This window comes from Anaerosporobacter sp. (genome assembly GCF_965301125.1).
In genome coordinates, this window is record NZ_CBDLAM010000042.1 from 1 (window position 1) to 24,343 (window position 24,343).

The 24,343-nt window shown below is 35.2% G+C and carries 23 protein-coding genes; 22 read left to right on the forward strand and 1 reads right to left on the reverse strand.

What is annotated here, in order from left to right; genetic code table 11:
- Positions 1–357 precede the first annotated feature (357 nt).
- From modA to ACW2QF_RS06720, 17 genes are all read left to right on the forward strand, one after another.
- Positions 358–1,311, forward strand: coding sequence for a molybdate ABC transporter substrate-binding protein (gene modA / locus ACW2QF_RS06640; protein WP_455715213.1), 954 nt, complete (start codon positions 358–360; stop codon positions 1,309–1,311).
- A gap of 23 nt (positions 1,312–1,334) precedes the next feature.
- Positions 1,335–2,030 (forward strand): molybdate ABC transporter permease subunit, encoded by a 696-nt coding sequence (gene modB, locus ACW2QF_RS06645; RefSeq protein WP_455715214.1) that lies wholly within the window; start codon positions 1,335–1,337, stop codon positions 2,028–2,030.
- 6 nt (positions 2,031–2,036) lie between these two features.
- Complete coding sequence (locus tag ACW2QF_RS06650) at positions 2,037–3,092, forward strand: sulfate/molybdate ABC transporter ATP-binding protein (protein WP_455715215.1); 1,056 nt, start codon at positions 2,037–2,039, stop codon at positions 3,090–3,092.
- Between the two features lie 126 nt (positions 3,093–3,218).
- Positions 3,219–4,376: an iron-containing alcohol dehydrogenase gene (locus tag ACW2QF_RS06655; protein WP_455715216.1), complete on the forward strand. Its 1,158-nt coding sequence runs from the start codon at positions 3,219–3,221 to the stop codon at positions 4,374–4,376.
- Positions 4,377–4,548: 172 nt separating this feature from the next.
- On the forward strand, positions 4,549–4,836 hold the full coding sequence (locus tag ACW2QF_RS06660) for a DUF4491 family protein (protein WP_455715217.1): 288 nt from the start codon (positions 4,549–4,551) through the stop codon (positions 4,834–4,836).
- A gap of 323 nt (positions 4,837–5,159) precedes the next feature.
- On the forward strand, positions 5,160–6,404 hold the full coding sequence (gene codA / locus ACW2QF_RS06665; RefSeq protein WP_455715218.1) for a cytosine deaminase: 1,245 nt from the start codon (positions 5,160–5,162) through the stop codon (positions 6,402–6,404).
- A gap of 28 nt (positions 6,405–6,432) precedes the next feature.
- The gene (locus ACW2QF_RS06670; RefSeq protein ID WP_455715219.1) at positions 6,433–7,170 is read left to right on the forward strand and encodes a PucR family transcriptional regulator; all 738 of its coding nucleotides are present in this window, start codon (positions 6,433–6,435) and stop codon (positions 7,168–7,170) included.
- Positions 7,171–7,227: 57 nt separating this feature from the next.
- Positions 7,228–8,469 (forward strand): cytosine deaminase, encoded by a 1,242-nt coding sequence (codA, locus tag ACW2QF_RS06675; RefSeq protein WP_455715220.1) that lies wholly within the window; start codon positions 7,228–7,230, stop codon positions 8,467–8,469.
- A 26-nt stretch (positions 8,470–8,495) separates the two neighbouring features.
- Positions 8,496–9,686 carry a transporter substrate-binding domain-containing protein gene (locus ACW2QF_RS06680; protein ID WP_455715221.1) on the forward strand — a complete coding sequence of 397 codons (1,191 nt, stop codon included), beginning with the start codon at positions 8,496–8,498 and terminating at the stop codon, positions 9,684–9,686.
- A 71-nt stretch (positions 9,687–9,757) separates the two neighbouring features.
- The gene (locus ACW2QF_RS06685) at positions 9,758–10,627 is read left to right on the forward strand and encodes a branched-chain amino acid ABC transporter permease (RefSeq protein ID WP_455715222.1); all 870 of its coding nucleotides are present in this window, start codon (positions 9,758–9,760) and stop codon (positions 10,625–10,627) included.
- A 5-nt stretch (positions 10,628–10,632) separates the two neighbouring features.
- Entirely contained in the window at positions 10,633–11,742 is a 1,110-nt protein-coding gene (locus tag ACW2QF_RS06690) for an ABC transporter permease subunit (protein ID WP_455715223.1), read from the forward strand.
- A complete protein-coding gene (gene urtD / locus ACW2QF_RS06695) occupies positions 11,735–12,487 on the forward strand; it encodes an urea ABC transporter ATP-binding protein UrtD (RefSeq protein ID WP_455715224.1) in 753 nt (250 codons plus the stop codon). Before ACW2QF_RS06690 ends, urtD begins: the two co-directional genes overlap by 8 nt.
- A gap of 10 nt (positions 12,488–12,497) precedes the next feature.
- A complete protein-coding gene (urtE, locus tag ACW2QF_RS06700) occupies positions 12,498–13,196 on the forward strand; it encodes an urea ABC transporter ATP-binding subunit UrtE (RefSeq protein ID WP_455715235.1) in 699 nt (232 codons plus the stop codon).
- A 60-nt stretch (positions 13,197–13,256) separates the two neighbouring features.
- Positions 13,257–13,973, forward strand: a complete 717-nt coding sequence (gene pxpB, locus ACW2QF_RS06705; protein WP_455715225.1) for a 5-oxoprolinase subunit PxpB — start codon at positions 13,257–13,259, stop codon at positions 13,971–13,973.
- A gap of 27 nt (positions 13,974–14,000) precedes the next feature.
- Positions 14,001–14,942, forward strand: a complete 942-nt coding sequence (locus ACW2QF_RS06710; RefSeq protein ID WP_455715226.1) for a 5-oxoprolinase subunit C family protein — start codon at positions 14,001–14,003, stop codon at positions 14,940–14,942.
- Between the two features lie 18 nt (positions 14,943–14,960).
- Positions 14,961–15,749, forward strand: a complete 789-nt coding sequence (locus ACW2QF_RS06715; RefSeq protein WP_455715227.1) for a putative hydro-lyase — start codon at positions 14,961–14,963, stop codon at positions 15,747–15,749.
- Between the two features lie 718 nt (positions 15,750–16,467).
- Positions 16,468–17,253, forward strand: a complete 786-nt coding sequence (locus ACW2QF_RS06720; protein ID WP_455715228.1) for a LamB/YcsF family protein — start codon at positions 16,468–16,470, stop codon at positions 17,251–17,253.
- Between the two features lie 152 nt (positions 17,254–17,405).
- Here ACW2QF_RS06720 and ACW2QF_RS06725 read toward each other — a convergent pair whose 3' ends face one another.
- Positions 17,406–18,386 (reverse strand): alpha/beta hydrolase, encoded by a 981-nt coding sequence (locus ACW2QF_RS06725; protein WP_455715229.1) that lies wholly within the window; start codon positions 18,384–18,386, stop codon positions 17,406–17,408.
- A 131-nt stretch (positions 18,387–18,517) separates the two neighbouring features.
- On the opposite strand from ACW2QF_RS06725, the gene ACW2QF_RS06730 reads away from it, so the two are divergent.
- The 5 genes from ACW2QF_RS06730 to ACW2QF_RS06750 all read left to right on the forward strand — a co-directional run.
- Positions 18,518–19,543, forward strand: a complete 1,026-nt coding sequence (locus ACW2QF_RS06730; RefSeq protein WP_455715230.1) for a LacI family DNA-binding transcriptional regulator — start codon at positions 18,518–18,520, stop codon at positions 19,541–19,543.
- Between the two features lie 215 nt (positions 19,544–19,758).
- Positions 19,759–21,045 carry an ABC transporter substrate-binding protein gene (locus ACW2QF_RS06735; protein WP_455715231.1) on the forward strand — a complete coding sequence of 429 codons (1,287 nt, stop codon included), beginning with the start codon at positions 19,759–19,761 and terminating at the stop codon, positions 21,043–21,045.
- Positions 21,046–21,048: 3 nt separating this feature from the next.
- Positions 21,049–21,918, forward strand: a complete 870-nt coding sequence (locus ACW2QF_RS06740; RefSeq protein WP_455715232.1) for a carbohydrate ABC transporter permease — start codon at positions 21,049–21,051, stop codon at positions 21,916–21,918.
- Positions 21,915–22,742 (forward strand): carbohydrate ABC transporter permease, encoded by an 828-nt coding sequence (locus ACW2QF_RS06745; RefSeq protein ID WP_455715233.1) that lies wholly within the window; start codon positions 21,915–21,917, stop codon positions 22,740–22,742. The genes ACW2QF_RS06740 and ACW2QF_RS06745 overlap by 4 nt, the downstream gene beginning before the upstream one ends.
- An 18-nt stretch (positions 22,743–22,760) precedes the next feature.
- The coding region (locus ACW2QF_RS06750) for a glycoside hydrolase family 13 protein (protein WP_455715234.1) at positions 22,761–24,343 on the forward strand (1,583 nt) is incomplete at its 3' end.

The following is a 24,343-nucleotide window of genomic DNA, read 5'->3' on the forward strand; positions in this document are numbered from 1 at the left end:
ACTTACAAAGATTGATTCTGGGCGTACAAAAATGCATCTCGTTTTACAACTGACCTTATCTAATTATAATTTAACAGGAAAATTAAGTCAATGATTAAAAGTGTTTTTTAAAGTATTTATTTAGATAATAATGTAAAAATAAATAGTATAAATAATTAAGGTTTAAATATGGCCCATAGATAAATAGGTCAGTGTTTCCATTTACCTATAGATTTAAACTATTAGACTTGTATTTTCTTAGGTGGTAGGATTGCTAATAATAAATAACTGGATGAATCTTATGAGGTATTAAGATGATAAGGTTAGTTAGGACAGTAGCTATTATAAAATATCAGGAGAAAGAAGAGGTAGAAATTTATGAAGAAAAGAATAATCAGTCTATTAATGGTAGTTATGCTTATTGGTTTGATGATATCAGGATGTTCTGCTAAGAAGGATAATAATACTAAATCAGAGACAACAAATGTAGCGGCTGATACGAAGAAAACTGACTCAAAGGAGCCTGCAAAAAAGGCAGAAGATATTTCAGAAAAGACAGAAGATAATAATACCCAATTTGGTTCAATAGAAATTCAAGTTTTCATAGCAGCAAGTTTGAGCGGTGCAATGGATGAGATTAAGACCATGTATAATGAGTCACAACCTAATGTAAAGATTACATATAACGCAGATAGTTCTGGTACGCTTCTTACACAAGTTCAAGAAGGTTATGAATGTGATATTTTCTTTTCGGCAGCAACAGCGCAGATGGATACACTTGAAAGCGAAGGATATCTTGTTGAAGGAACGAAAAAGAACTTGTTAAATAATCAAGTGGTTTTGATTACTCCAAAAGGAAGCAACACAAAGGTTACTGGTTTTGATAATATGAATCTTGCAAAGAGCATGGCTCTTGCAGGTGGTAGCGTTCCAGTTGGAAAATATACAAGAACAATACTTGTGAATTTAGGTTTACTAAAATCAGTTGATGATACATCAGTATATACGTCAGAAGAAGTTTCAAAAGCTCTTGGCGGGATTGAGATTAATGAATGTAGTAATGTTAGTAAAGTTACAGAAGCTGTAAAGGAAGGTTCGAATGAGATTGGTACGGTATACTACTCAGATGCTTATTCTGTTAAAGATGATGTGGATATTATTGCATATGCAGATAAAGCGTTAACAGGGGATATCATTTATCCCGTTGCAATGCTTAACAATTCCGAAGCAGATGATCTTCAAAAACAAGCAGCAGCTGATTTCTTAGCTTTCTTAGATACAGCTGAAGCAAAAGCGATATTTGAAAAGTATATGTTTACAATTTATAAATAGTAATACGACGAGGAGGTGGTACTATGATAGAAATCTTAAAAGAACTCGACTATAGTCCATTAATAATATCGCTAAAAACAGGGATAGCAGCAACGATTGTTTCGTTCTTTATTGGAATATGGTTAGCTGGCAGAGTTGTAAGAATGAGTGACCACAAGAAGGCAGTGGTAGATGGAATTCTTACAATGCCGATGGTATTACCTCCAACAGTAGCAGGATTTTTTCTTCTTCTTTTATTCAGTAGAAGAAGGCCATTTGGAATCTTTTTATACGATACATTTGATATTAGGATTGTACAGACTTGGACTGGTTGTGTTATTGCAGCAACAGTTATCGCATTACCACTTATGTATAGGAATGCAAGAGCAGCATTTGAACAAATTGATACAAATCTAATCTTTGCAGCAAGGACATTAGGAATGAGTGAAAGAAAGATATTCTGGAAGGTAATTATTCCTACGGCTACACCTGGAGTTGCATCGGGAACGATTCTTACCTTTGCTAGAGCTCTTGGAGAATATGGTGCCACATCGATGTTAGCTGGCAATATTTCGGGAAAAACAGGTACAATATCGCAAAAGATCGCTATGGTAATTCAAGATGGTGATTATCAGACTGCAGGAGTTTGGGTTGCAATTATAATATTGATTTCCTTTGGTATCATACTATTAATTAATCTGGTTACTGGAAGAAGAATGAAAAATGTTACAAGGTGGTAGATACATATGATGATTCAGGTGGATATTGAAAAGAAATTTCATGGCTTTAAGCTAAAGTCAAAGTTTATGACAGACAGCGACAGAATCGGTATTTTGGGGGCTTCTGGGTGTGGCAAGAGTATGACTCTAAAAGCGATAGCGGGTATTATCACACCAGATAAAGGACAGATTATAGTTAATGAACAATTTTATTTTGATTCTGAAAGAAAAATTAATATCCCACCCCAGAAGAGAAGAATAGGATATCTATTTCAGAATTACGCATTATTTCCTACTATGACTGTAAAGAAGAATATAGAAACAGGACTTGGAGGAAGAAAAGCGAGTGAAATCAAAGAACGTGTGGATTTTATGATTGAACGATTTGAACTTACTGGACTAGAGAGTAGATATCCAAATGAATTATCAGGTGGACAACAGCAAAGAGTTGCGCTAGCAAGAATTATGGCCTATGAACCTAATGTTATTATGCTTGATGAACCGTTCTCAGCACTAGATAGTTTTCTAAAAGATAGTCTTAAGATGGAGATGAAGCATCTCTTAGATGGATATAAGGGTGGTATGCTTATGGTATCTCATAGTAGGGATGAGATTTATGAGTTTACGAATCAATTACTTATAATGGATCATGGTAATATCATTGAAACAGGAAAGACAAGGGAGTTATTTGATAAACCATATCTAATGGAGACAGCAAGATTAACTGGTTGTAAGAATCTATCTAAGATAACAAAACTTGATGAGAATCATGTGTATGCAAAGGATTGGGATATTACATTGGAAACACTTGATAAAGTATGTGAAGACATAACACACGTTGGGATTCGTTCTCATCATATCAAAATCTCCGAGAAAGAGGAGACGAACAGATTTTATTTTGAGATTGTGGATCAATCTGAAACACCTTTTGAATATAAATATATAATTAGAAAAAAAGGAAGTAATAAGGGACAAATGTGGTGGCAAGTATCAAAAAATAAAGCGAATACTTTTATACAACAAGCAGGAGGATATCTTCACATAAAACCAGAGGATGTGATGATGCTCTCTTCAAAAACTTAAAACTATTTATAGAAAAGTTTGTTATACCTTCAAAAATGCGATATAATAATACATGTAGAATTTATCAATTCTAGGTGATTAAACCATGTAAACTTTAAATATGCAAATATAGATCAGGAGGTAATAATGAACAATTTTAAATTTCACGCTCGTACAGATGTCCGTTTTGGTAGAGATCAGATTATGAATTTACCTGAAATAATAAAGCCTTATGGAAAGAATGTTTTATTAGTTTATGGTGGAGGAAGTATTAAGAAAAATGGAATATACAATATTCTTATGGATTTATTAAGAGGATTCCATATAGTAGAATTATCAGGTATTGAACCTAATCCTAAGATTACTTCGGTTAGAGAAGGTGTAAGTTTATGCAAAGAACACGATATCGATCTTGTACTAGCAGTAGGTGGAGGAAGCTGTATCGATGCTGCAAAGGTAATAGCTGGAGGAGCCCTTTATGATGGAGACCCTTGGGACTTGGTTGTGGATAGTTCGAAGATTGATAAGGCATTACCGATAGTAACCGTATTAACTTTAGCTGCTACAGGTTCTGAGATGAATCAGTTCGCAGTAATTAGTAATATGGAAACAAGAGAAAAATTGGGAACGGGAAGTCCTAATTTTGTACCAATGGCATCTATTTTAGATCCAATATATCTAATTACACTTCCAAATATGCAGACAGCGGCAGGAACAGCAGATATTATGTCACATGTATTTGAACAATATTTCCAAAAGGATGATGGAGCATATCTAACGGATTGTTTATGTGAAAGCATATTAAAAACTTGTATCAAATATTGTAAAGTAGCTCTTGAAAATCCAAAGGATTATGAGGCGCGTGCCAATCTTATGTGGTCCTCAACTATGGCTCTTAATGGTTTAGCTAGTGCTGGAAAAGGTGGAGGATGGACTTGCCACCCTATTGAGCATGAACTTAGTGCATTCTATGATATTACCCATGGTGTGGGGTTGGCAATTCTAACACCAAGTTGGATGCGATATATCTTAAAAGAAGAAACTCTAACAAGATTTTGTAACTATGCTAGAAATGTATGGGGATTTGAAGGAGAAGACAGCATGGAATTAGCCAATAAGGGAATTGATGCTACAGAAAACTTCTTCAAGGAATGTGGTATTCCAATGACACTAAGAGAAGCGGGAATAGAAGAAAAATCCTTACATGATATGGCAGTTGCAACAACAGACCATAATGATATGTCAGGTTGCTACGTAAGCCTTACTACAGAAGATATCGAGAATATCTTAAAGAATTGTTTTTAGAAGAAAGTTATTAAATATGAAATTCTATCATATACAGGAACGAATCCAATATATTATATATGATAGATAAAAGCGAAACTCTTTATTGTGACTAGAAGTAGAAATGCTTTAGTCATGACGAAGAGTTTTTCTTTGTCTAATCCCAATTATGAATAAGAAAGGAAGTAGATTCATGTACTTTAGTGGTATTATTACAGGCATAGTGTCATTCCTAATAATAGGTGGTTTGCACCCAGTGGTAATAAAGACAGAGTACTACATAGGAAAGAAAGCGTGGCCTGTATTTGGAATAGCAGGAATCGCATGTATAATTGGATCACTTTTTTGCAAAATGAATGTCGTAAGTGCCGTATTGGCAATCTTAGGCTTCTCATTGTTATGGAGTATTCAAGAAATAATTGAACAAGAAGAAAGAGTAAAAAAAGGCTGGTTCCCTAAGAATCCGAATAAGAAGTACTAAATTGAGATTTCATATTTAAGATTCTTAAGTAAATTAGGTAAAAGATTTTATTATATTCAGAATACAGTAAAAACTACAAAAAATACTTACGAATGTGCATAGAGTACATTGACAGATGAGGATTTTTATCATAAAATCATCACATCAAGAGCAAAGCACATTAACGAAGGCGTTAGATGGATAAAACTATCTAACGCCTTTTTTAATACAAATCAATATCCAGCCATATGCACAAAGGGGTGCCTTTATATTTTGTGTGTATGGCATATTTATTGAAAGAAAGTATTTGGACATGCTTTTTAACAGGTATAGGAGGATTGATTATGAAAGTTTATAAGAATGCAAAATTAAGGCATCAATCTGATTTGTATGATATTTGGGTTGATAATGATTTAATTTATGATATTGTTCCAACTGGTAGTTTAGAGATATCCGCAGAAGAGATAGATCTTAATGGAAACTTAGTATGCGAACCTTATGTAGAGTCTCATATTCATCTGGATTATGTATACACCTCGGATATACCTGAAATGGCAACAAAATCAGGAACCTTATTTGAATCCATTGAGAAATGGTCAGATTCAAAAAAGGTACTAACGATACAAGATATTAAAGAACGAGCATACAAAGGAATAAAAGCGGAGATGAGGAATGGAGTTCAATATATTCGTACTCATGTCGACGTGACAGATCCTAAACTGACAGCATTAAAAGCAATGCTTGAAGTGAAAGAAGAAATGAAAGATAAACTCTACATGCAATTGATAGCATTTCCACAAGAAGGGTATTATGCCTATGATGGAGGAGCGCAGTTAGTAGAAGAAGCCCTTAAGATGGGAGCTGACGTAGTAGGAGGAATTCCTCATTATGAGTTTACCAAAGAACTTGGAGAAAAATCAGTTAAGAAAGCATTTGAGTTAGCGCAAAGATACGATAAGTTAGTTGATATCCATTGTGACGAGACCGATGACAAGGAATCAAGATTTGTAGAAAATATTGCTGCTGAAGCATATTACACGGGACTAGGAAGTAGGGCGACAGCAAGTCATACCTGTGCAATGAGTACTTATAATAATGCATATGCATTCAAGATGATGAACAAGTTTAGGAAATCAGGAATTAATTTTATTTCATGCCCAACTGAGAATTGTTATCTACAAGGTAGATACGATGGATATCCAAGAAGACGAGGAATAACTAGAATTGATCAATTAGTTGAATCAGGTTGTAATGTAAGTTTTGCACAAGACTCCATATCCGATCCATGGTATCCACTTGGAAATGGAAATCTGATTCACCAAGTAGATTTTGGATTACACCTAGGACATATGATGACACCGGAACAAATCAATAATGGACTGGATTATATAACAATTAACGGTGCTAAGACATTATCAATCACAGAAGGCTATGAACTTAAGAAAGGCAATAGAGCATCTTTCATTGTATTAGATGCTCCAAGTGAATCAGAAGCAATTAGAGAGAGGGCAAGTGTCGTATTAAGCGTTCGTAATGGTAAGGTTCTTATGAAGAAAGAGCCAGAGAAAATTTTACAGGATATATTCTAAGATTTTGTAAGGAAAAGAGGTGAATGCCATGGCGGTAACCTGCAGAGATATAATGGATTTAGAGATCTGCTCTAGGCTTAAACTTCTTGGAGGAGCTGATGGGCTAGATCGTGTAGTGAGTTGGCCATTCATAAAGAATATGGATACCATATCAGAATGGATTCATGGTGGCGAGTTAATATTTGTGATTGGTGCAAAAGAAGATATCTCAGAGAGAGGTCTTTTGGCATTAATGGACGAAGCAGTGAAGAATAACATATCAGGTGTAGTTATGCTTCATGGAGAAGGGTACATCAAAACTATTCCAAAATCCGTTATTCGTTTTGCGAATGAACATGGGATTCCGTTATTCAAGATGCCATTTATACTGAAATTAATCGATATTACACAGGAGATATCAAAGTATATCGTGAAAGATAGAGAGATGAATAGAGAACATGGAGAATTTGAGGAACCTTCTATTCTAGAGTTGTTGATATCAGGTAAGAAAAAAGAAGAATTATTAGCGTATTGCTCAATGAAGCTGCAACCGTTAACAGAAGCGGATAAGGTTTTAAAATCAGAATATGTTAAGACTCTCAAATGTTATCTAGAGTGTAATAATGATTTGCTACATACCTCTAAGCAAATGTATATCCATCGGAATACTATGATTAATCGAATGAAGAAGATAACCGCTTTACTCGATACGAATATCAATTCAGTAGATATTAGAAATGAATTTTACAATATATTCAAGGTACTTAATCACTATGGTGAATTATGAAAACAACCTTGACACTAACATAAGAGAAATAAAGATACCAAGGAAGGAGTTGTAGTTATGGTAATAACAGGTTGTAGAATTAGAGGAAAAGAAGGCCTCTACGATGTAACTTATGATAATGGAGTATTTACTAAAATTGTAGTGCATGGTAAAGAAGAAGTCCCTAAAGATGCTTATCGGGCTGATGGAAGGATGATGATGCCACCGTTTGTGGAACCGCATATTCATCTTGACTGTGTACTTACAGCAGGAATTCCACATTACAATATGTCGGGAACGTTATTTGAAGGAATTAGTACATGGCATGAATACAAGACAACACAGCCACTTGTGGTTTCTGAAATCAAAGAAAGAGCTAAGACAGCATTGCGATTAATGGCGGAATATGGTGTACAGTTTGTTAGAACCCATGTGGATGTTACGGAGACTTCTTTCAAAGGTGTGGAGGCACTGGAAGAACTAAAAGAAGAAATGAAAGATATCATTGAGATTCAAACAGTAGCCTTTCCTCAAAATGGTATCCTTTCAGTCAGAGATGGTAAGAAATTGATGGAGAAAGCAATGGATATGGGAGTTTCTTGTGTCGGTGGGATACCACATTATGAATTCTCTAGAGAGTTTGGAATAGAATCAATTAATTACATATTTGATTTAGCTGAAAAATACGATGCTATGATCGATGTCCATTGTGATGAGATCGACGATGGGCAATCAAGATTTTTAGAAACTATGGCTACACAAGCATGGCAAAGAGAAATGGGATCAAGAACGGTAGCAGCACATACATGTGCAATGGGATCCTATAATGATGCATATTGTTCTAAGTTATTTCGATTATTAAAAGAATCAGGAATTCGGTTCAATTCCTGTCCTTCTGCTAGTATGCATCTACAGGGGCGTATCGATACTTATCCGAAAAGAAGAGGAATTACAAGAATTAAGGAACTGTGGGATGCGGGAATTAATATAGCCTTAGGTCAAGATTCTATAGCAGATCCTTGGTATCCAATTGGAGTAGGAAACCTGTTACGTGTTTTAGAGATGGGAATCCACGCAGGTCATATGACGGGATATGAAGATTTACAGCATTGCTTAGATCTTATATCAATAAATGGTGCTAGAAACCTTTGCGTAGAAGAGGAATATGGCATTGAAGCAGGGAAACCAGCTAACTTTATTTTGTTAGATGGAAAAGATGATTATGAAGTCATTCGATACCTAAGTCCAGTTATATTATCCGTACATAATGGTAATACAATTATGGAAAAGACACCTGCTGTTGCAACGATTCATTTTTAAAGATTATCTAGAAGGAGGAATTCATTATGAAGAAAGTAACAAGAATGATTACACTGTTATTAGTAGCTGTTATGGTGATGGCAGGATTTGCTGGTTGTGGTAAAAAAGGAGGCAAATCATCGGATACGATTAAAATTGGATTAGTTTTCTCACTTACAGGTGGAACAGCAATTACAGAGGAATGTATGTATAATTCAGCAGTTCTTGCTATTGAACAAATTAATGAAAATGGTGGTATCAATGGTAAGAAAATTGAATATGTAGTAAAAGATTATGCTACCGATGCAGATACAGCTGTAAAAGTAGTAAAAGAATTAGTACTTCAAGATGAAGTTACTGCTATTGTAGGATTATATACTTCTTCTTCCCGTGTTGCAGTTGAGCCAATTATTGAAGAGTATGAAGTACCATTAGTTTATCCAACGTTCTATGAAGGAGAAACACCAAATGATTATGTAATCTATACAGGTAGTGTTCCAAACCAACAGGGAGATTATTTTGTACCTTATCTTTATGAAAATGTTTCAAAAAACTTCTATCTTATAGGAACAGATACCACTTATGCAGCAAGTATCAATGAACAAGCAAATGCAAGTATTTCTGCACTAGGTGGAACGGTAGTTGGTAACGAATTAGTATCCTCAGATACAACAGAATTCTCTGATATTATCGCTAAGATCAAATCTACCTGTGGTGATGAAGGTTGTGTAATCTATGCAAATCTAAATGGTGATAGTGGTACAGCATTCTATACACAATTTGCTGCAGCAGGTTTATCAGATAAATATACAATTGCTTCATTCATTATGGATGAGTCTTTCTCAACAGCACTTGGTGGTGCAGCAGCTGGTACATATGCATCAGTAAATTATTTCAACTCAATAGACACCGAGGAAAATAAGAAATTCCTTGAAGCATATGGTAAGAAATTCGGAGAAGATAAAGTAGCTGCTGTAACAGCAGTTGGTGAAGCTACCTATGATGCAGTATATCTATTATCAAAATCTCTTGAAAAATGTGGAGATGATATCTCTACAGAGACAATTTTATCAAACTTTGACGATTTAACTTTTGATGCACCACAAGGTACAATCAAGGTGGATCCAGAAACACATCACATCTATTGCAAAGCAAGAGTTGGTTTAGTGCAAGAAGATGGCACAATCAAAACAGTTTACGAAAGTGATGATGTAATTAAACCAGAACCAACAAAATAATTTTTCCAAGGGAGGAAAGTAGATGTTATTTTCCTCCCTTGTTATACGATTACATGAAAGGGTGAGTTATTATGAATGGTTCGCTGATTGCTCAATTATTAGTTTCAGGTATATGTAGCTCTTTTGTTCTTCTATTAACATCATTAGGACTTGTAATTATTATGGGTTACATGAAAGTAGTAAACTTAGCGCATACAGAAATGCTCATGGTAGGGGCATTTATTTGTTATTACTTCTATGCAGTACTACATATTCCGTTTTTCATAACATTAATATTAGCTTATGTTATTAGCTTTTTATTTGGTATGCTTATTGAAAAAACGATTATTTGCCATTTCTATGGAAAGATGGCGGAAACATTACTTGCAACCTATGCTATTTCAATTATATTAAAACAATTAGCATTAATCTTATTTGGAAAATCATACAAACAAGTTTCTTATCCAGTGTCAAAAGTATTTTATTTTGGTTCTGTATATATAGAATCTTATAAGCTAGTTCTATGCTTAATTTCACTTATTGCACTTGGTGGAACTCTTATATTTATTAATAAAACAACAATGGGTCGTAAGATTCGCTCAACAACACAAAATCGTACCATGACAGAGTGTCTCGGGATTGATACAAGAAAAGTAGATACCATAACATTTTCACATGGTATGGGGCTAGCTGGACTTGCCGGTGCAGCGATAGCACCACTATCAACAATTACATATTCACTTGGCGAAAGCTGGCTTACGAACACGTTCATGAATGTTGTTATGGGTGGTGTTTCATCCTTGTTTGGAACCGTAGCCTCTTCATTCATTATTCAAGAATCGATATCCTTAATTAGAGGATTTTCTAATAGTGTAATGGCTCAGATCATTGTATTAATCGTAGTTATTGTAATTGTTCGAATAAAACCTGAAGGATTATTCACACCAAAGGGAAGGAGATGATAAGTATGGAAAATAAAAAGAATGTTTTAGGAATTATTAAAAAATTATCCGTAAATCGATATATTGATTTAGCTGTATTTATCTTTCTTTTAGCTTTTCCATTTTTCTGTAATACTTATTGGATTTATGTAATGTCTGGTATTATGGCATACATTATGTTTGCGCTATCGCTAGATCTTCTGTGGGGATATACAGGACTCATGAGTATGGGACATAGCTTACTCTTTGGTGCAGGAGGGTACATGATAGGTATCTCTTGTGCATACATTAATAAAGCAGATTGGATCGAGTTTGATCATTTACCATGGTTTCTAGCACCACTTAGTACGGAGATAGGTGCATTTATTATGGCTCTAGTTATTCCAGCAATTATATCGTTGATTATTGGATTCTTTATGTTTACTGGAAAGATTAAAGGTGTATTCTTCTCATTAATTACACTTGCACTTTCAGGTGTGGCAGAGCTGTTTATTATTAACCAAAGCAAATACACACATGGTAATAGTGGTATCACAGTAACTTCAAGAACTATAATATCCAATGCAAAAGATGCAAGAATGGATGACTTTACATTCTATTTTGTAGTGTTTGCCTTTCTTATTCTTGCTTATGCAATTTGTTTACTAGTTGTAAATTCTAGAGTAGGTAAAGTACTTCAGGCAGTTAGAGAGAATGAAGCAAGATTAACATTCTTTGGATATAAACCATCTGCTTTCAAATTATTAATCTATACAATTAGTGGTATGATTGCTGGTCTTGCGGGTGTATTGTATGTGAGAACACAAGGAAGTATTAATTCAACAGCGGTAGGTATTAACTTAGCAACACTAGTTTTAGTGTGGGTTGCTGTTGGAGGTCGAGGTAATTTAACAGGTGCAATGATAGGTACTTTAGTATTACAGATTACAGAGACAAAATTAAATTCTGTATTTTCAGGAATTTCTTCTGATTTTGCACAGTATTGGAAATTGGTTCTTGGAGTTATCATTCTTGTTATCGTCTTCGTCATCCCAAAAGGAATTGTGGGAACCATTGTAGATGCACAGCAAAAACATAAGGATCATAAACGCAAAGAGAAAATTCTGTTAAAAGAGGAGGCGATTAGCCATGAGTAAAGAAGAACGTGTTTTACTTGAGGTAAAAAATCTGTCCGTAGAATTTAACGGATTCCAAGCATTGACGGATGTAAATATGAAGATTTATGATGGAGAACTTCGTGTGATTATAGGACCAAATGGTGCTGGAAAGACCACATTTATGGATCTTGTGACAGGAAAGACCGCGCCAACAAGTGGTAGAGTATTCTTTGATGGAGTGAATATAACAGGAAAGACTACAACAGAGATTACAAGAGATTACCACATAGGAAGAAAGTTTCAAGGACCGAATGTATTTGATAACATGACAGTGAAAGAGAATATTGAGATTTCTATGGAAGGGTACAACAGCATGACGAAATGTGTTTTCTTTCGTAAATCAAAGACATTTAATGAGAGTGTAAATGAGATATTAAGACTGATTGATTTGTATGATTATAGACATTTTATGGCAAGTGATCTTTCTCATGGTCAGAGACAGTGGCTAGAGATTGGTATGGTTGTAGCGCAGAATCCTAGATTAATTATTCTTGATGAGCCCACTGCGGGTATGACAGCAGATGAGACTTACAAGACAGGCGAGATGATTAAGAAATTAAAAGGTGACCATACTCTTATCGTTGTAGAACATGATATGGATTTTGTTAGACAGGTTGCTGAATATGTAACAGTATTAAATTATGGTAAAGTTCTTGCAGAAGGAACCATGGAAGAGGTACAAAATAATGAAGAAGTAATAGCAGTATATCTAAAAGAGGATTGAGGTGATTCGTATGTTGGAAGCTACAGAAGTTAATGTTAGTTATGGTAAGAGTAGGGTAATTAATAATCTTTCATTAAAGATTGAGAAAGGAAGCAGAACGGCAATTCTTGGTCGAAATGGTGTTGGAAAGACAACGTTTTTAAAGAGTACAATGGGTGTACTTCCTATGAGTACGGGAAAACTTATCTTCGATGGTAAAGATATTACTAAGATAAAGACATTCAAACGTTCCGTTGAAGGTCTTGGCTATGTACCACAAGGTCGTGAGATAATCCCACTTTTGACTGTTAATGAAAATCTGGAACTGGGAGCATTGGGACACAAAGGAATCAACATTGAGGCAAAGAAAGAGTGGGTACTAAACTATTTTCCTGCTCTTCGTGTACATATGAATCGTAATGGAGGCGTATTATCAGGTGGTTTACAACAGCAACTAGCTATTGCTAGATGTCTAATGGGTGAGCCTAAGATGATTCTTCTTGATGAACCTACGGAAGGAATTCAACCAAATGTAGTTATGGAGATTGCAGATATTCTTAAGAAGATTGCAAATGAAACAGGAATCACCATTGCTGTTGTCGAACAAAATCTAAAGTTTGCTAGAAGACTTGCAGATAATTTTGTAATTATCCAAAAAGGAACCGTAGTAGCAAAAGGTACAATGGATGAGCTTAGCGACGACATCATTAAGCGATATCTTTCTGTATAAAATACAAAGATGTAAATTGGAAATCCCGATTTACGTCTTTTTTTAGATTGGAGGTGGAAAATGAAAGATTATAAATATTTATTAGCAGGGGATCAAGCCCTTATAATCGAATATGGCAATGCAATAAGGGAAGATATTAATAAGAAAGTTAAATCTCTCTATTATAAATTAAAGAATGAGCAAATAAAAGGGGTATTAGACATTGTACCTACATATCGCTCCATTATGATTACTTATGATAATACTAAAATTACATATAAAAAACTAATTAATGCAATAGATAAGTTATCAAGTTCATCAATGATCGAAACGGTTGAAAAGAAACGAATTATAGAGATTCCTGTGTGCTACCAAGAGGAATATGGACCTGATTTACAAACGGTTGCAAATCATTCGGGTTTGACTGAGGAAGAAGTTGTTAGGAGACATCTTAATAAAGATTATCTCATCTATATGTTAGGATTTTTACCAGGTTTCCCTTATCTTGGTGGAATGGATCCGTCAATAGCCACTCCTAGGCTTGCCAAACCTCGTGTGAAGATAGGAGCAGGAAGTGTGGGAATTGCTGGTGAACAGACGGGAATCTATCCTTTGGAGTCACCAGGTGGTTGGCAGTTGATTGGAAGAACACCTGTGAAATTGTTTTCACCTGAGAAAGAAAAACCAGTTCGATATGGGGCTGGTGACTACATACGTTTTGTAAGAATTACTAGCGAGGAATTCAGAAGAATTGAAGAATTAGAAAGATATAATCAGTATGAATGTAAGATAGTCTAAGTTTTGAGTGACTAGAGTGGAGGTAACATGGGAATACGGATTATCAAGCCAGGGCTTATGACCACAATTCAAGATGGTGGTAGAACTGGCTTTCAAGACCAAGGAATTCCAGTAGCTGGGGCAATGGATTTGAAATCAATGCGGTTAGCTAATATTTTACTAGCAAACAAACAGTCAGAGGCAGTGATTGAATGTACGATCTTAGGTCCAGACTTAGAATTCTTATCGGATTGTTTATTTGCTATAACGGGTGCTAATATGCAACCTACTATAAATGAACAGAGTATACCACTTTACCATGTGATTCTTGGGAAAAAGGGAGATATACTGCGAATGAATATGGCTTTAGATGGAGTAAGAAGTTATCTTGCATTTGCAGGAGGACTTGATATTGCATCTGTACTAGGAAGCAAATCAACGGATTTGCGTTGTAAGATCGGAGGATATGAGGGACGATGCTTACAAACTGAAGATACAATTGATTTTCTAAAACCCACTTCACATTTAGTGAATATGTACAAACGCTATGAAGATATACAGCTATTATACAGAGAGGAGATAACTGTACGAGTATTATTAGGACCGCAAGATGAGCATTTTACTGAGAAAGGGATAGAAACATTCTTATCAACACCTTATGAAATTATGCAAGAATCCAACCGAATGGGATATCGTCTCCAAGGTGAAGCAATCGAGTATCAGGAAAGCGTGGATATTATCTCTGATGGTATCACATTTGGTTCTATACAGATTCCTTCAAATGGTATGCCAATCATCATGATGGCAGACCATCAGACAACAGGAGGATATGCAAAGATTGCAACCGTGGTTTCTGTAGATTTACCCCTATTGGCACAACATAAGATTGGATCCAGAATACGATTTGAGGCAATTACTTTGAAAGAAGCACAGAAATTAGCTCGTAAACAAGAAATAGAGATCAAGGGATTCAGACATCTAACAAATTAAGAAGGGGAGTGTATTAATATGAATTACACAGAAATGGAACCAGCAAAGGTACGAGAATACATTCGAGAGGAAAAAATCGTAGGACCTACTTCTGGTATGAGTGCAGGATATGCACAAGCAAATTTAGTTGTATTACCAAAAGAGTTAGCCTATGATTTTTTGCTTTTTACACAAAGAAATCCAAAATCTTGTCCGGTACTAGAAGTAACCGATGTGGGAAGTCGTTATTTGAAGAAAATAGCTCCATCTGCAGATATAGCACATGATATCCCGCTATACAGGGTTTATGAGAAAGGCATCTTAACAGGACAATATAAGAATGTTGAACAACTATGGAGAGACGATTTTGTAAGTTTTCTAATCGGTTGTAGTTTTTCATTTGAGTCAGAATTAATTACGGCAGGAATTGAGATTCGCCACAACACAGAACATTGCAATGTTCCAATGTACATAACGAATATTGATTGTGAACCTGCAGGAATGTTTTCAGGAAAGATGGTTGTAAGTATGCGACCTATTCCGGTAGATCAAATAGTAAAGGCAGTCAAAGTGACAAACGAGATGCCACAAGTTCATGGTGCACCGATACATATTGGAACGCCGGAACAGATTGGTATTAAGGATATCGGTAAACCTGACTTTGGTGACGCAGTAACGATTAAAGAGGGTGAAGTTCCAGTGTTTTGGTGTTGTGGAGTGACACCACAGTCGGTTGTGATGAATTCCAAACCTGATTTTGTAATTACCCATGCTCCAGGACATATGCTAATTACGGATGTGAAGAATACCACTTTAAAATATATGTAGTTGAATGCAAATGATTGATGTACTTAAATATTGAATGCAAAACTCTTTTACGTTGTTCATTGCTTCTTAGCTGACGCACTATGACACGAAACACGCTGCACACCTAAGTACTTCTAAGTGTGTACAATACAGTTATCAAGATGGTACGGAAGAGCCTTCGATTCGGCATCCTGCCTCCCTAGTGCGATGACACAAATGTAATCTCAACTAGTAATTTTCACATCGCACGGCTGACTCGGCCTCCTTGCCTCGTCTTCCTAGGTTGTAGAGTACACACTAAGAAGTACTAGAGGTGCTTTGCTATCGTTTCTTAGTCATAGTGCGTCAGCTAAGAAGCAAATCTAGGTTACTAAGAGTTTTGCTTATTTACTGTATTGAACACAAGTACAAGCAACCTTTTGATTCACGAATGCTATAAATAGGTAATTGAGAAACTTTCATGATATTAAAGATTCTTGCCTGACGTATTATAACTAAGGAAGGATAGTGAAACACCCCTCTAGTTAAGGTTAGATTAGATTTCTGTCATTGCACCTATGGAGGCAGGCTATAGAATCTATCGAAGTTCCGTATAATCGGGATATCTTTATTGTACACATTTAGAAGTGCTTAGGTGCTTAGCGTGTTTCGTGATATAATACGTCATACAAGAAAGCAAGATAATATAAATTGAGTTTCGCAATTGCCTAAATCCTATAAAATTAAAGGAGCTATGATTATGAATAGAGTAGATTTAAACTGTGATTTAGGAGAAAGTTTTGGAGTTTATAAGATTGGTATGGATGAAGAAATCCTGCCTTTGATTTCTTCTGCTAATATAGCTTGTGGGTATCATGCTTCCGATCCACTTGTGATGGATAAGACAGTTAGGTTAGCTATGGAATCTGGCTGCGGTATCGGTGCACATCCAGGCTTTCCTGACTTAATGGGGTTTGGTAGAAGGAAGATGAGTGTTTCAGAAGAGGAAGCGAAGGCATATGTGATATATCAAATCGGTGCATTAGATGCTTTTTGTAAGAAATATAAAGTTAAGATGAATCATGTTAAAGCTCATGGTGCAATTTACAATATGGCTAGTAGCAATTATAGGATTGCCAGAGCAATTTGTGAAGCTGTGAAGGAAGTGAATCCGGATTTAATTCTTATGGGATTAGCGAATAGTCAGTTATTGAAAGCGGCGCAGGATATTGGTCTTGCTGCAGCAAACGAAGTGTTTGCAGATCGTGCATATAATGATGATGGTTCGCTTGTAGATAGAAGCCTACCAAATGCTATGATAACAGATGAGGATCTAGCAGTAGAACGTGTAGTTAGAATGGTGAAGGAAGGCCTTGTTAAGACTGTTACGGGTAAAGACATTAAGATTCAAGTGGATTCTATCTGTGTTCACGGTGATGGAGAGAAGGCATTGGATTTTGTTAAGAAAATTCGTAAAGCATTCCAAATGGGAAAAATTGAGATTAAAAGATTGGACAATCTAAAATGGATTGTTGCTAAAGACTAGTCAGAAAAGACCAATTCTTATTATATTCTAAAACATTCCAGACGAGAAATATTATGATTAAAAAATTAACTAAAAAGACTAAAACTAAGATAAATTGATATTGACCACAGCAATCTATCTTAGTTTTATTGTATTTATTTACTTTATAATGTCTATAGAAGATAATTCACACAGAACGTGGAGTTATTCTTTCGATTAATCCAAGAAGTTGAAGCATCCATAGCAGCACGACAAGCATTTGTCTGATCTAGTGAATTTAGCATAACAAAATCATGTATGATCGCTTGAACTCTCATTTGTGTTACTTCTACACCTGCTGCTCGTAATTCTCTCGCATAAGCTGCCCCTTCATCCCTTAGAACATCTGCTTCTCCGTTTAGTATCATGGCATCGGGGAGACCACATAATTGTTCCGTGGTGGCACGTAACGGTGAGGCGGTAATATGATTCCGTGCATCTTCATCCATAGTATATTGATTCCAAAACCACATCATTCCTTCTCGATATAGATAGTAATCTGTCGCAAACATATAGTAAGATTCCGTATCGAAGCAAGCGTTGGTTACGGGATAATATAGAAGTTGTTTATGAATCTTTGGACCATTACGATATTTTGCTAGAATAGTCATTACAGTAGCCATGTTACCACCTACACTATCACCAGCAACAGTTAAGGTGGAAAAATCAACATTTATGCGTAATCTTCGTAAGATTTGAGGTAACCGACAAAGAACAAGGTAACATTGTTCAATTGCTGTAGGATATTTTGCTTCTGGAGAGCGACTATACTCTGGGAATACTATCACGGAATTGGTTCTTGCAGCCAATTCGAGAACTAGTTTTTCGTGTGTATGTAGACTACCAAATACCCAACCAGCTCCATGAATATAATAGATAATATTCGGGATACCAATGATATTTGTCGGGCATATGCAGTAAACTTTGATTGTACCTAAGCTTCCTAGATTCATAAGTACACTTGTTGTTTTAGCTGGATATTTGTACACGGGGGAATCTTGCGCTTTTTCTAAAATAAGACGTCCTTGCTCTGGTGGAAGAGTAAATATAAGTGGTGGTTTAGAACTGGCATCTGCTACTTTCTCTGCTGCTAGCTCTAATTGTACACATCGCATCTATACTAACCTCCTTAAGATATGATATTAGTATTATATGAGAAAGTTATAATAATGTTAAAGTACAAAGGTTGACAGCTATTCCTAGAATATCTATTATTATATTAAATGTTAAAAAGGGGGCTGTAGAAGTGACTAATAATAAGATACGTTTACAAGATGTAGCAGACGAGCTCGGAGTAAGTCGAACAACGGTATCTAACGTAATTCATGGAAAAACGAAGAAAGTATCAAAGGAAGTCATTGATCAGATTACCAAATACCTAGATCAAAATGGGTATGTACCGAATCATGAAGTAAATGTACTAGCTACTACAAGGTCTCGTATTATAGGGATTGTAATTGGGTATGATGAATCACATGGCTTAAATGTTATGCAGGACTCCTTTGTAAGTGAGTTCGTGGGAGCTGTGGAAAAGGAGGCAGAACGCCTAGGGTATTACATTATGCTAATAGTCGGTAATAATATTAATAAAATCGTAGATATAGCCTCTCCATGGAGTGTAGATGGTTTGATAATACTTGGTCTTACTTCGCAAGAGTTCAAAATTTTGAATAAGAAATTGAACAAACCACTTGTACTTATTGATTCCTATTCCGATGAAAAATTAGAATATATCAACATTGGTATTGATGATTTTAATGGTGGATACTTGATTGGTGAATATCTGTACAAGATGGGATTTAAGAAAGCCTTATTTCTTGCAGAGAATGAAATTGCTAGTGAGTATTACAGGTGGCTAGGTTTTAAGCAAGCCATGGAATATTATACGGGGTTTTGTAGTAAATCAAGATTTCGTTTGATATCTAAGAATCAAGATATTCGATTTGCGCAGTATCGTAAACAAATACCAGAGTTTATAAGTATCGGTGCTTTAGCATTTACTTCGGATTATAATGCAATTGAAGCAATAAATTACTTTTCAGACATGGGTATTAAGATACCCGATCAGATATCAATTACTGGTTTTGATGATAACATGTATGCAAAACTCATTAGACCAAAGTTAACAACAATAAGGCAGGATGTCGCATTAAAAGGGATTACAGCAATGCAGAAGTTGCATAGTATTATAAATAATGAAGAAATTACATACGAAACTATAAAGATTCCAGTTGAGCTGAAAATACGGAATTCTGTGAAAAATGCACGGTAATTCAAGGGGCAATATAAGAAAAATACAAAAGCATATGTGCAAATAGTACATTTATTTAAATATTTTATCTAAATATTTTGTCAAAATGTATAGTTTCTTGCGAAACCATTTGATACTTATTGGAAGATAAATTATAATAAAATTGTAAGAAATATTCGTGTTGCGCGACACAATGATTAAATGTTTTCCATGATTAAAAAGAAAGAAGGTTAATTATGAAAGTATTTAAAAAGTGTATTGTATTGTGTTTATCTTTTAGTTTAGTTTGTGGTTCTTTAGTAGGTTGTAGCAGTAAAAAGTCAGATTCCGGATCTGGATCTGATGGAAAAGAAGTAAAATTAGAATTATTTTCAACCAAAACAGAGAATAGCAGTATATTGCAGAGCTTAGCCGATAGCTATATGGCAGATAATCCAGGAGTAACTATAACAGTAAATTCACCAGCAGAAGCTAAGACAGTATTAACAACGCGAATGACAAAGAATGATATGCCAGATATCATTGCTATGGGTGGTGATGCTACCTATACAGAAGTGCAAGGGGCTGGCCTATTAGAAGACCTTAGTAAGGAATCTTTCATTAGTTCTATTCAAGAATCATATTTGGATATGGTTTATGATGTGAATAAGGATAAAGAAGAAGTTGCATATGGTATTCCTTATGCTACGAATGCATCTGGTGTGCTTTATAATGAAGATTTATTTGCTCAAGCTGGCGTAACAGTACCAACAACTTGGGATGAGTTTATTGAAGTAATTGAAAAGTTACAAGCTGCAAACATTCAACCTTTTGAATTAACATTTGCAGATGCTTGGACTTGTTTGCCAATCTGGAACAGTTTAGCTCCTGACTTAGCAGCAGAAACCTTCAATGATGATCGCCTAGCTGGAAAAACAACATTTTCTGAAACGAAAGAGTTCACAGAATTATTAGAAAAATATACGAAGATACTAGATTATGCGCAACCAGATTTTATGGGAACTACTTATGATGATGGTAATAAAGCATTTGCTAATGGTGAAGCAGCTATGATGATTAATGGTAACTGGGCAATATCTGAATTTAAGAAGACAAATCCAGACATTAAAGTGAATATGTTTGCTTTTCCAGGTACGAATGACACAAATAAGAATTATGTAACATCAGGTGTTGATGTATTATTTACAGTATCAAACCAAAGCAAGAATGTGGAAGTTGCAAAAGATTTCATTGCATATATGGTAAAAACAGAAAATGCACAAAAATATATTGATGATCAATTCGCTTTCTCTGCAGTAAAAGGCGTAGAACAAGGGAATGCAACTGTTGCAGGTGTGAAAGCTGATATTGCAGCAGGTAAAGTTGCGAACTTCCCAGATCATTATTATCCTTCTGGATTTGATCTTTCAGCAATTTTATCTGAGTTTTCACTAAACTATACTAATAAAATGGAGGAATCACAGAATATTGCAGCGACACTTAAGAACTGTGACGAGCAATATGACACTGTGAATGTGAAATAGAATATGAAAAAACGTATAAACATAGCTTTCTATCTTATGGTTATACCTATGGCAATACTATTTTTCATGTTCCATACGATTCCATTTCTACAAGGTGTATTTTATAGTTTTACAGACTGGAAAGGCTATGGAGAGTGGAATCTAGTAGGCTTAAGGAATTATTTACATATATTTTCGGATAAAAATGTATATTCTGCATATCTATTTACATTCAAACTAGCAATATGTGCGACCATCTTGGTAAATGTAATAGGTCTATTAATCGCATGTGGTTTAAATGCAAAGATTAAATGCAGAAATTTATTAAAAGCTATCTACTTTATTCCATATATGTTAGGAACATTGATTATAAGCTTTGTTTTTAAATTTATCTTCTCAAACATTGTACCTACCATAGGAAAACAGTTAGGGATAGAAGCGCTTAGTGTCAATATTTTAGGAACAAACAATGCATGGATTGGTCTACTGTTTGTAACAGTTTGGCAATCATTAGCCTTTACTATATTGATATATCTATCAGGGTTACAAACGGTAGATCAAGATATCTATGAAGCAGCGAATCTAGACGGAGCTGTTGGGTTTAAGAGATTTCGCAAGATTACATTTCCACTTATTGCACCATTCTTTACGATTAATATGGTGTTAAGTGCAAGAGGATTCTTAATGGCTTTTGATCAAGTTATGGCCATGACGGATGGTGGACCAGGAACCTTAACAACCACTATCTCTGTGTTAATCTACAAGAGAGGGTTTACAGGTGGGCAATTTGCGTATCAGTCAGCCAATGCCGTATTGATGTTTATTGTTATAGTAGTCATTTCCATTATACAGTTGAAAGTATTAGATAGGAGAGAGGAGATGATTAACGAATGAAGCAAAAGAAAGTAAATTGGATTATTACAAGTATTCTTTTTCTAGTAGCTGCTGCGTTAATTATCTTCCCTCTATATCTTACGGTTAATATTGCATTAAAAGATCCAAGTGATATGACCAATTTGATTGCATTACCAAAGAAAGTACGATTCCAAAACTTTGTAGATGCTTGGAAAATGACGAACTATCCAATAAAGTTTAGGAATACGTTTTTCATCACAGTAATTAACTTAGTATTTACAATCATTACGAACTCAGCTGTATCATACGCAGTAATTAGAAATTATAAGAAGAGTAAATTTTTTAAAGGAATGTATTATTACTTTATTAGCGCCATGTTTATTCCTTTTAGTGTATTAATGCTTCCTTTAGTGAAACAAGCAGATTTGTTTCATTTAGATAATATATATGGTATTACGTTCCTCTATATTATATTTGGATTGCCTATGAATGTTTTCTTATATTCAGGGTATATCAAATCAATACCGGTAGCAATTGATGAGGCTGCTAAAATTGACGGTGCAAATCCTGTTCAGACATTTGCTAGAGTAATCTTTCCGATGTTAAAACCGATGACAGCAACGGTAGCGATTTTGTCTTTCATGTGGACGTGGAACGACTTCTTAATGCCTTTGATTTTGCTATCAAAACCAGAACAACAGACATTGCAATTGTCCCAATATGTATTCCAAGGGCAATTTACGACACAATATAATTTAGCTTTTGCTTCCTATCTCTTAGTAATCTTACCTATTCTGATTGTATATATCTTCTGTCAGAAATGGATTATATCAGGAGTAGTGACAGGAGCAGTTAAACAATAATATGAAGAGGTTTTGTATATGAAGAAAGAATGGTGGAAAGAGAGTGTAGTTTATCAAATCTACCCTCGAAGTTTCATGGATAGCAACGGTGATGGTGTTGGTGACATTAATGGAATCACATCAAAACTAGATTATCTGAAAGAATTAGGCATTGATGTTTTGTGGATTTCTCCCATCTATAAATCGCCAGGTGCAGATAATGGATATGACATCTCAGACTATCAGGATATATTGGAAAGCTTTGGAACGATGGAGGATTTCGATTTTTTATTACATGAGGCTCATCAAAGAGGAATTAAGATTGTTATGGATTTGGTCCTCAACCATACTTCAAATGAACACCCGTGGTTTATAGAAAGTAGAAGTTCTAAAGAAAATGAATATCGTGATTATTATATCTGGAAAGAAGCACGTAATGGTCGTGAACCCAATAACTGGGGCGCTATGTTTGGCGGCTCAGCATGGGATTACGATGCGACAACAGATATGTATTATCTACACTGTTTTTCAAAAGAACAACCTGACTTAAACTGGGAAAATGAAAAAGTACGGGACGATATATATAAGATGATAACTTGGTGGTGCGATAAAGGGATTGATGGTTTTCGCCTGGATGTTATTAGTATGATATCAAAAGATCAAAGATTTCTCGATGGAGAAATTGGAGATGGTTTATATGGAAATGGTTGGCCCTATATCATGAATGGTCCAAGAGTGCATGAGTATCTTCAGGAAATGAACAAAGAAGTATTCTCAAAATATGATATTATGACGGTAGGTGAAGCAGCAGGAGTTACCATTGAAGAGGCAAAACAATACGCTAATTCTAACGGAAAAGAGTTGAATATGGTATTCCAGTTTGAACATATGTCAATTGATGAAGGTAAGCATGGAAAATGGACAACGAAACGATATGAATTGAGCGATCTTAAGAAAACTCTTACCAAATGGCAAACTGACTTAGAAGGAGAAGCATGGAATAGTTTGTTCTTTAGTAACCATGATCAACCTCGTAGTGTTTCAAGATTTGGAGATGACAGACCTGAATTCAGAGAAGTATCAGCTAAGTTACTAGCGACTTGTCTTCATATGATGCAAGGAACTCCCTATGTCTATCAAGGAGAAGAATTAGGAATGACTAATTTCAACTTCGAGAGATTAGATCAGTGCAGAGATATCGAAACATTCCATTATTATGATGAGCTAACAGATGCGGGAATTTATACAAAAGAAGACATGATGGCGTGTATTAGGGCAAGAGGAAGAGATAATGCAAGGACTCCAATGCAATGGGATTCCTCAGAGAATGCAGGATTCACAACTGGAACTCCATGGATTGAAGTGAATCCTAATTATGTAGAAATTAATGTAAATGAGCAACTAAAACGTGAAGATTCAGTATTTCATTATTACCAAAAGATTATTAAATTACGTCATGAAAATGAGATTATGGTCTATGGTAGTTATGAATCAGTTTTAGAAGAACATGAATCTATATTTGCTTACAAACGGGAATACAATGATAAGATATGGTTAGTTTTGTGTAACTTTACAGATCAAGTAGTTGATTGTGAGTATGTGTCAGAAGGCAATACGTTAAT

Bases quoted from the DNA above. Each gene is read 5' to 3' on its own strand.
- ACW2QF_RS06660 (WP_455715217.1), top strand. From the start codon at position 4,549: ATGTACTTTAGTGGTATTATTACAGGCATAGTGTCATTCCTAATAATA.
- ACW2QF_RS06720 (WP_455715228.1), top strand. From the start codon at position 16,468: ATGAATAGAGTAGATTTAAACTGTGATTTAGGAGAAAGTTTTGGAGTT.
- ACW2QF_RS06745 (WP_455715233.1), top strand. From the start codon at position 21,915: ATGAAGCAAAAGAAAGTAAATTGGATTATTACAAGTATTCTTTTTCTA.
- ACW2QF_RS06685 (WP_455715222.1), top strand. From the start codon at position 9,758: ATGAATGGTTCGCTGATTGCTCAATTATTAGTTTCAGGTATATGTAGC.
- pxpB (WP_455715225.1), top strand. From the start codon at position 13,257: ATGAAAGATTATAAATATTTATTAGCAGGGGATCAAGCCCTTATAATC.
- ACW2QF_RS06740 (WP_455715232.1), top strand. From the start codon at position 21,049: ATGAAAAAACGTATAAACATAGCTTTCTATCTTATGGTTATACCTATG.
- urtD (WP_455715224.1), top strand. From the start codon at position 11,735: ATGAGTAAAGAAGAACGTGTTTTACTTGAGGTAAAAAATCTGTCCGTA.
- ACW2QF_RS06710 (WP_455715226.1), top strand. From the start codon at position 14,001: ATGGGAATACGGATTATCAAGCCAGGGCTTATGACCACAATTCAAGAT.
- ACW2QF_RS06725 (WP_455715229.1), bottom strand. From the start codon at position 18,386: ATGCGATGTGTACAATTAGAGCTAGCAGCAGAGAAAGTAGCAGATGCC.
- ACW2QF_RS06650 (WP_455715215.1), top strand. From the start codon at position 2,037: ATGATGATTCAGGTGGATATTGAAAAGAAATTTCATGGCTTTAAGCTA.
- ACW2QF_RS06690 (WP_455715223.1), top strand. From the start codon at position 10,633: ATGGAAAATAAAAAGAATGTTTTAGGAATTATTAAAAAATTATCCGTA.
- modA (WP_455715213.1), top strand. From the start codon at position 358: ATGAAGAAAAGAATAATCAGTCTATTAATGGTAGTTATGCTTATTGGT.
- codA (WP_455715220.1), top strand. From the start codon at position 7,228: ATGGTAATAACAGGTTGTAGAATTAGAGGAAAAGAAGGCCTCTACGAT.
- codA (WP_455715218.1), top strand. From the start codon at position 5,160: ATGAAAGTTTATAAGAATGCAAAATTAAGGCATCAATCTGATTTGTAT.
- urtE (WP_455715235.1), top strand. From the start codon at position 12,498: ATGTTGGAAGCTACAGAAGTTAATGTTAGTTATGGTAAGAGTAGGGTA.
- ACW2QF_RS06655 (WP_455715216.1), top strand. From the start codon at position 3,219: ATGAACAATTTTAAATTTCACGCTCGTACAGATGTCCGTTTTGGTAGA.
- ACW2QF_RS06680 (WP_455715221.1), top strand. From the start codon at position 8,496: ATGAAGAAAGTAACAAGAATGATTACACTGTTATTAGTAGCTGTTATG.
- modB (WP_455715214.1), top strand. From the start codon at position 1,335: ATGATAGAAATCTTAAAAGAACTCGACTATAGTCCATTAATAATATCG.
- ACW2QF_RS06715 (WP_455715227.1), top strand. From the start codon at position 14,961: ATGAATTACACAGAAATGGAACCAGCAAAGGTACGAGAATACATTCGA.
- ACW2QF_RS06670 (WP_455715219.1), top strand. From the start codon at position 6,433: ATGGCGGTAACCTGCAGAGATATAATGGATTTAGAGATCTGCTCTAGG.
- ACW2QF_RS06735 (WP_455715231.1), top strand. From the start codon at position 19,759: ATGAAAGTATTTAAAAAGTGTATTGTATTGTGTTTATCTTTTAGTTTA.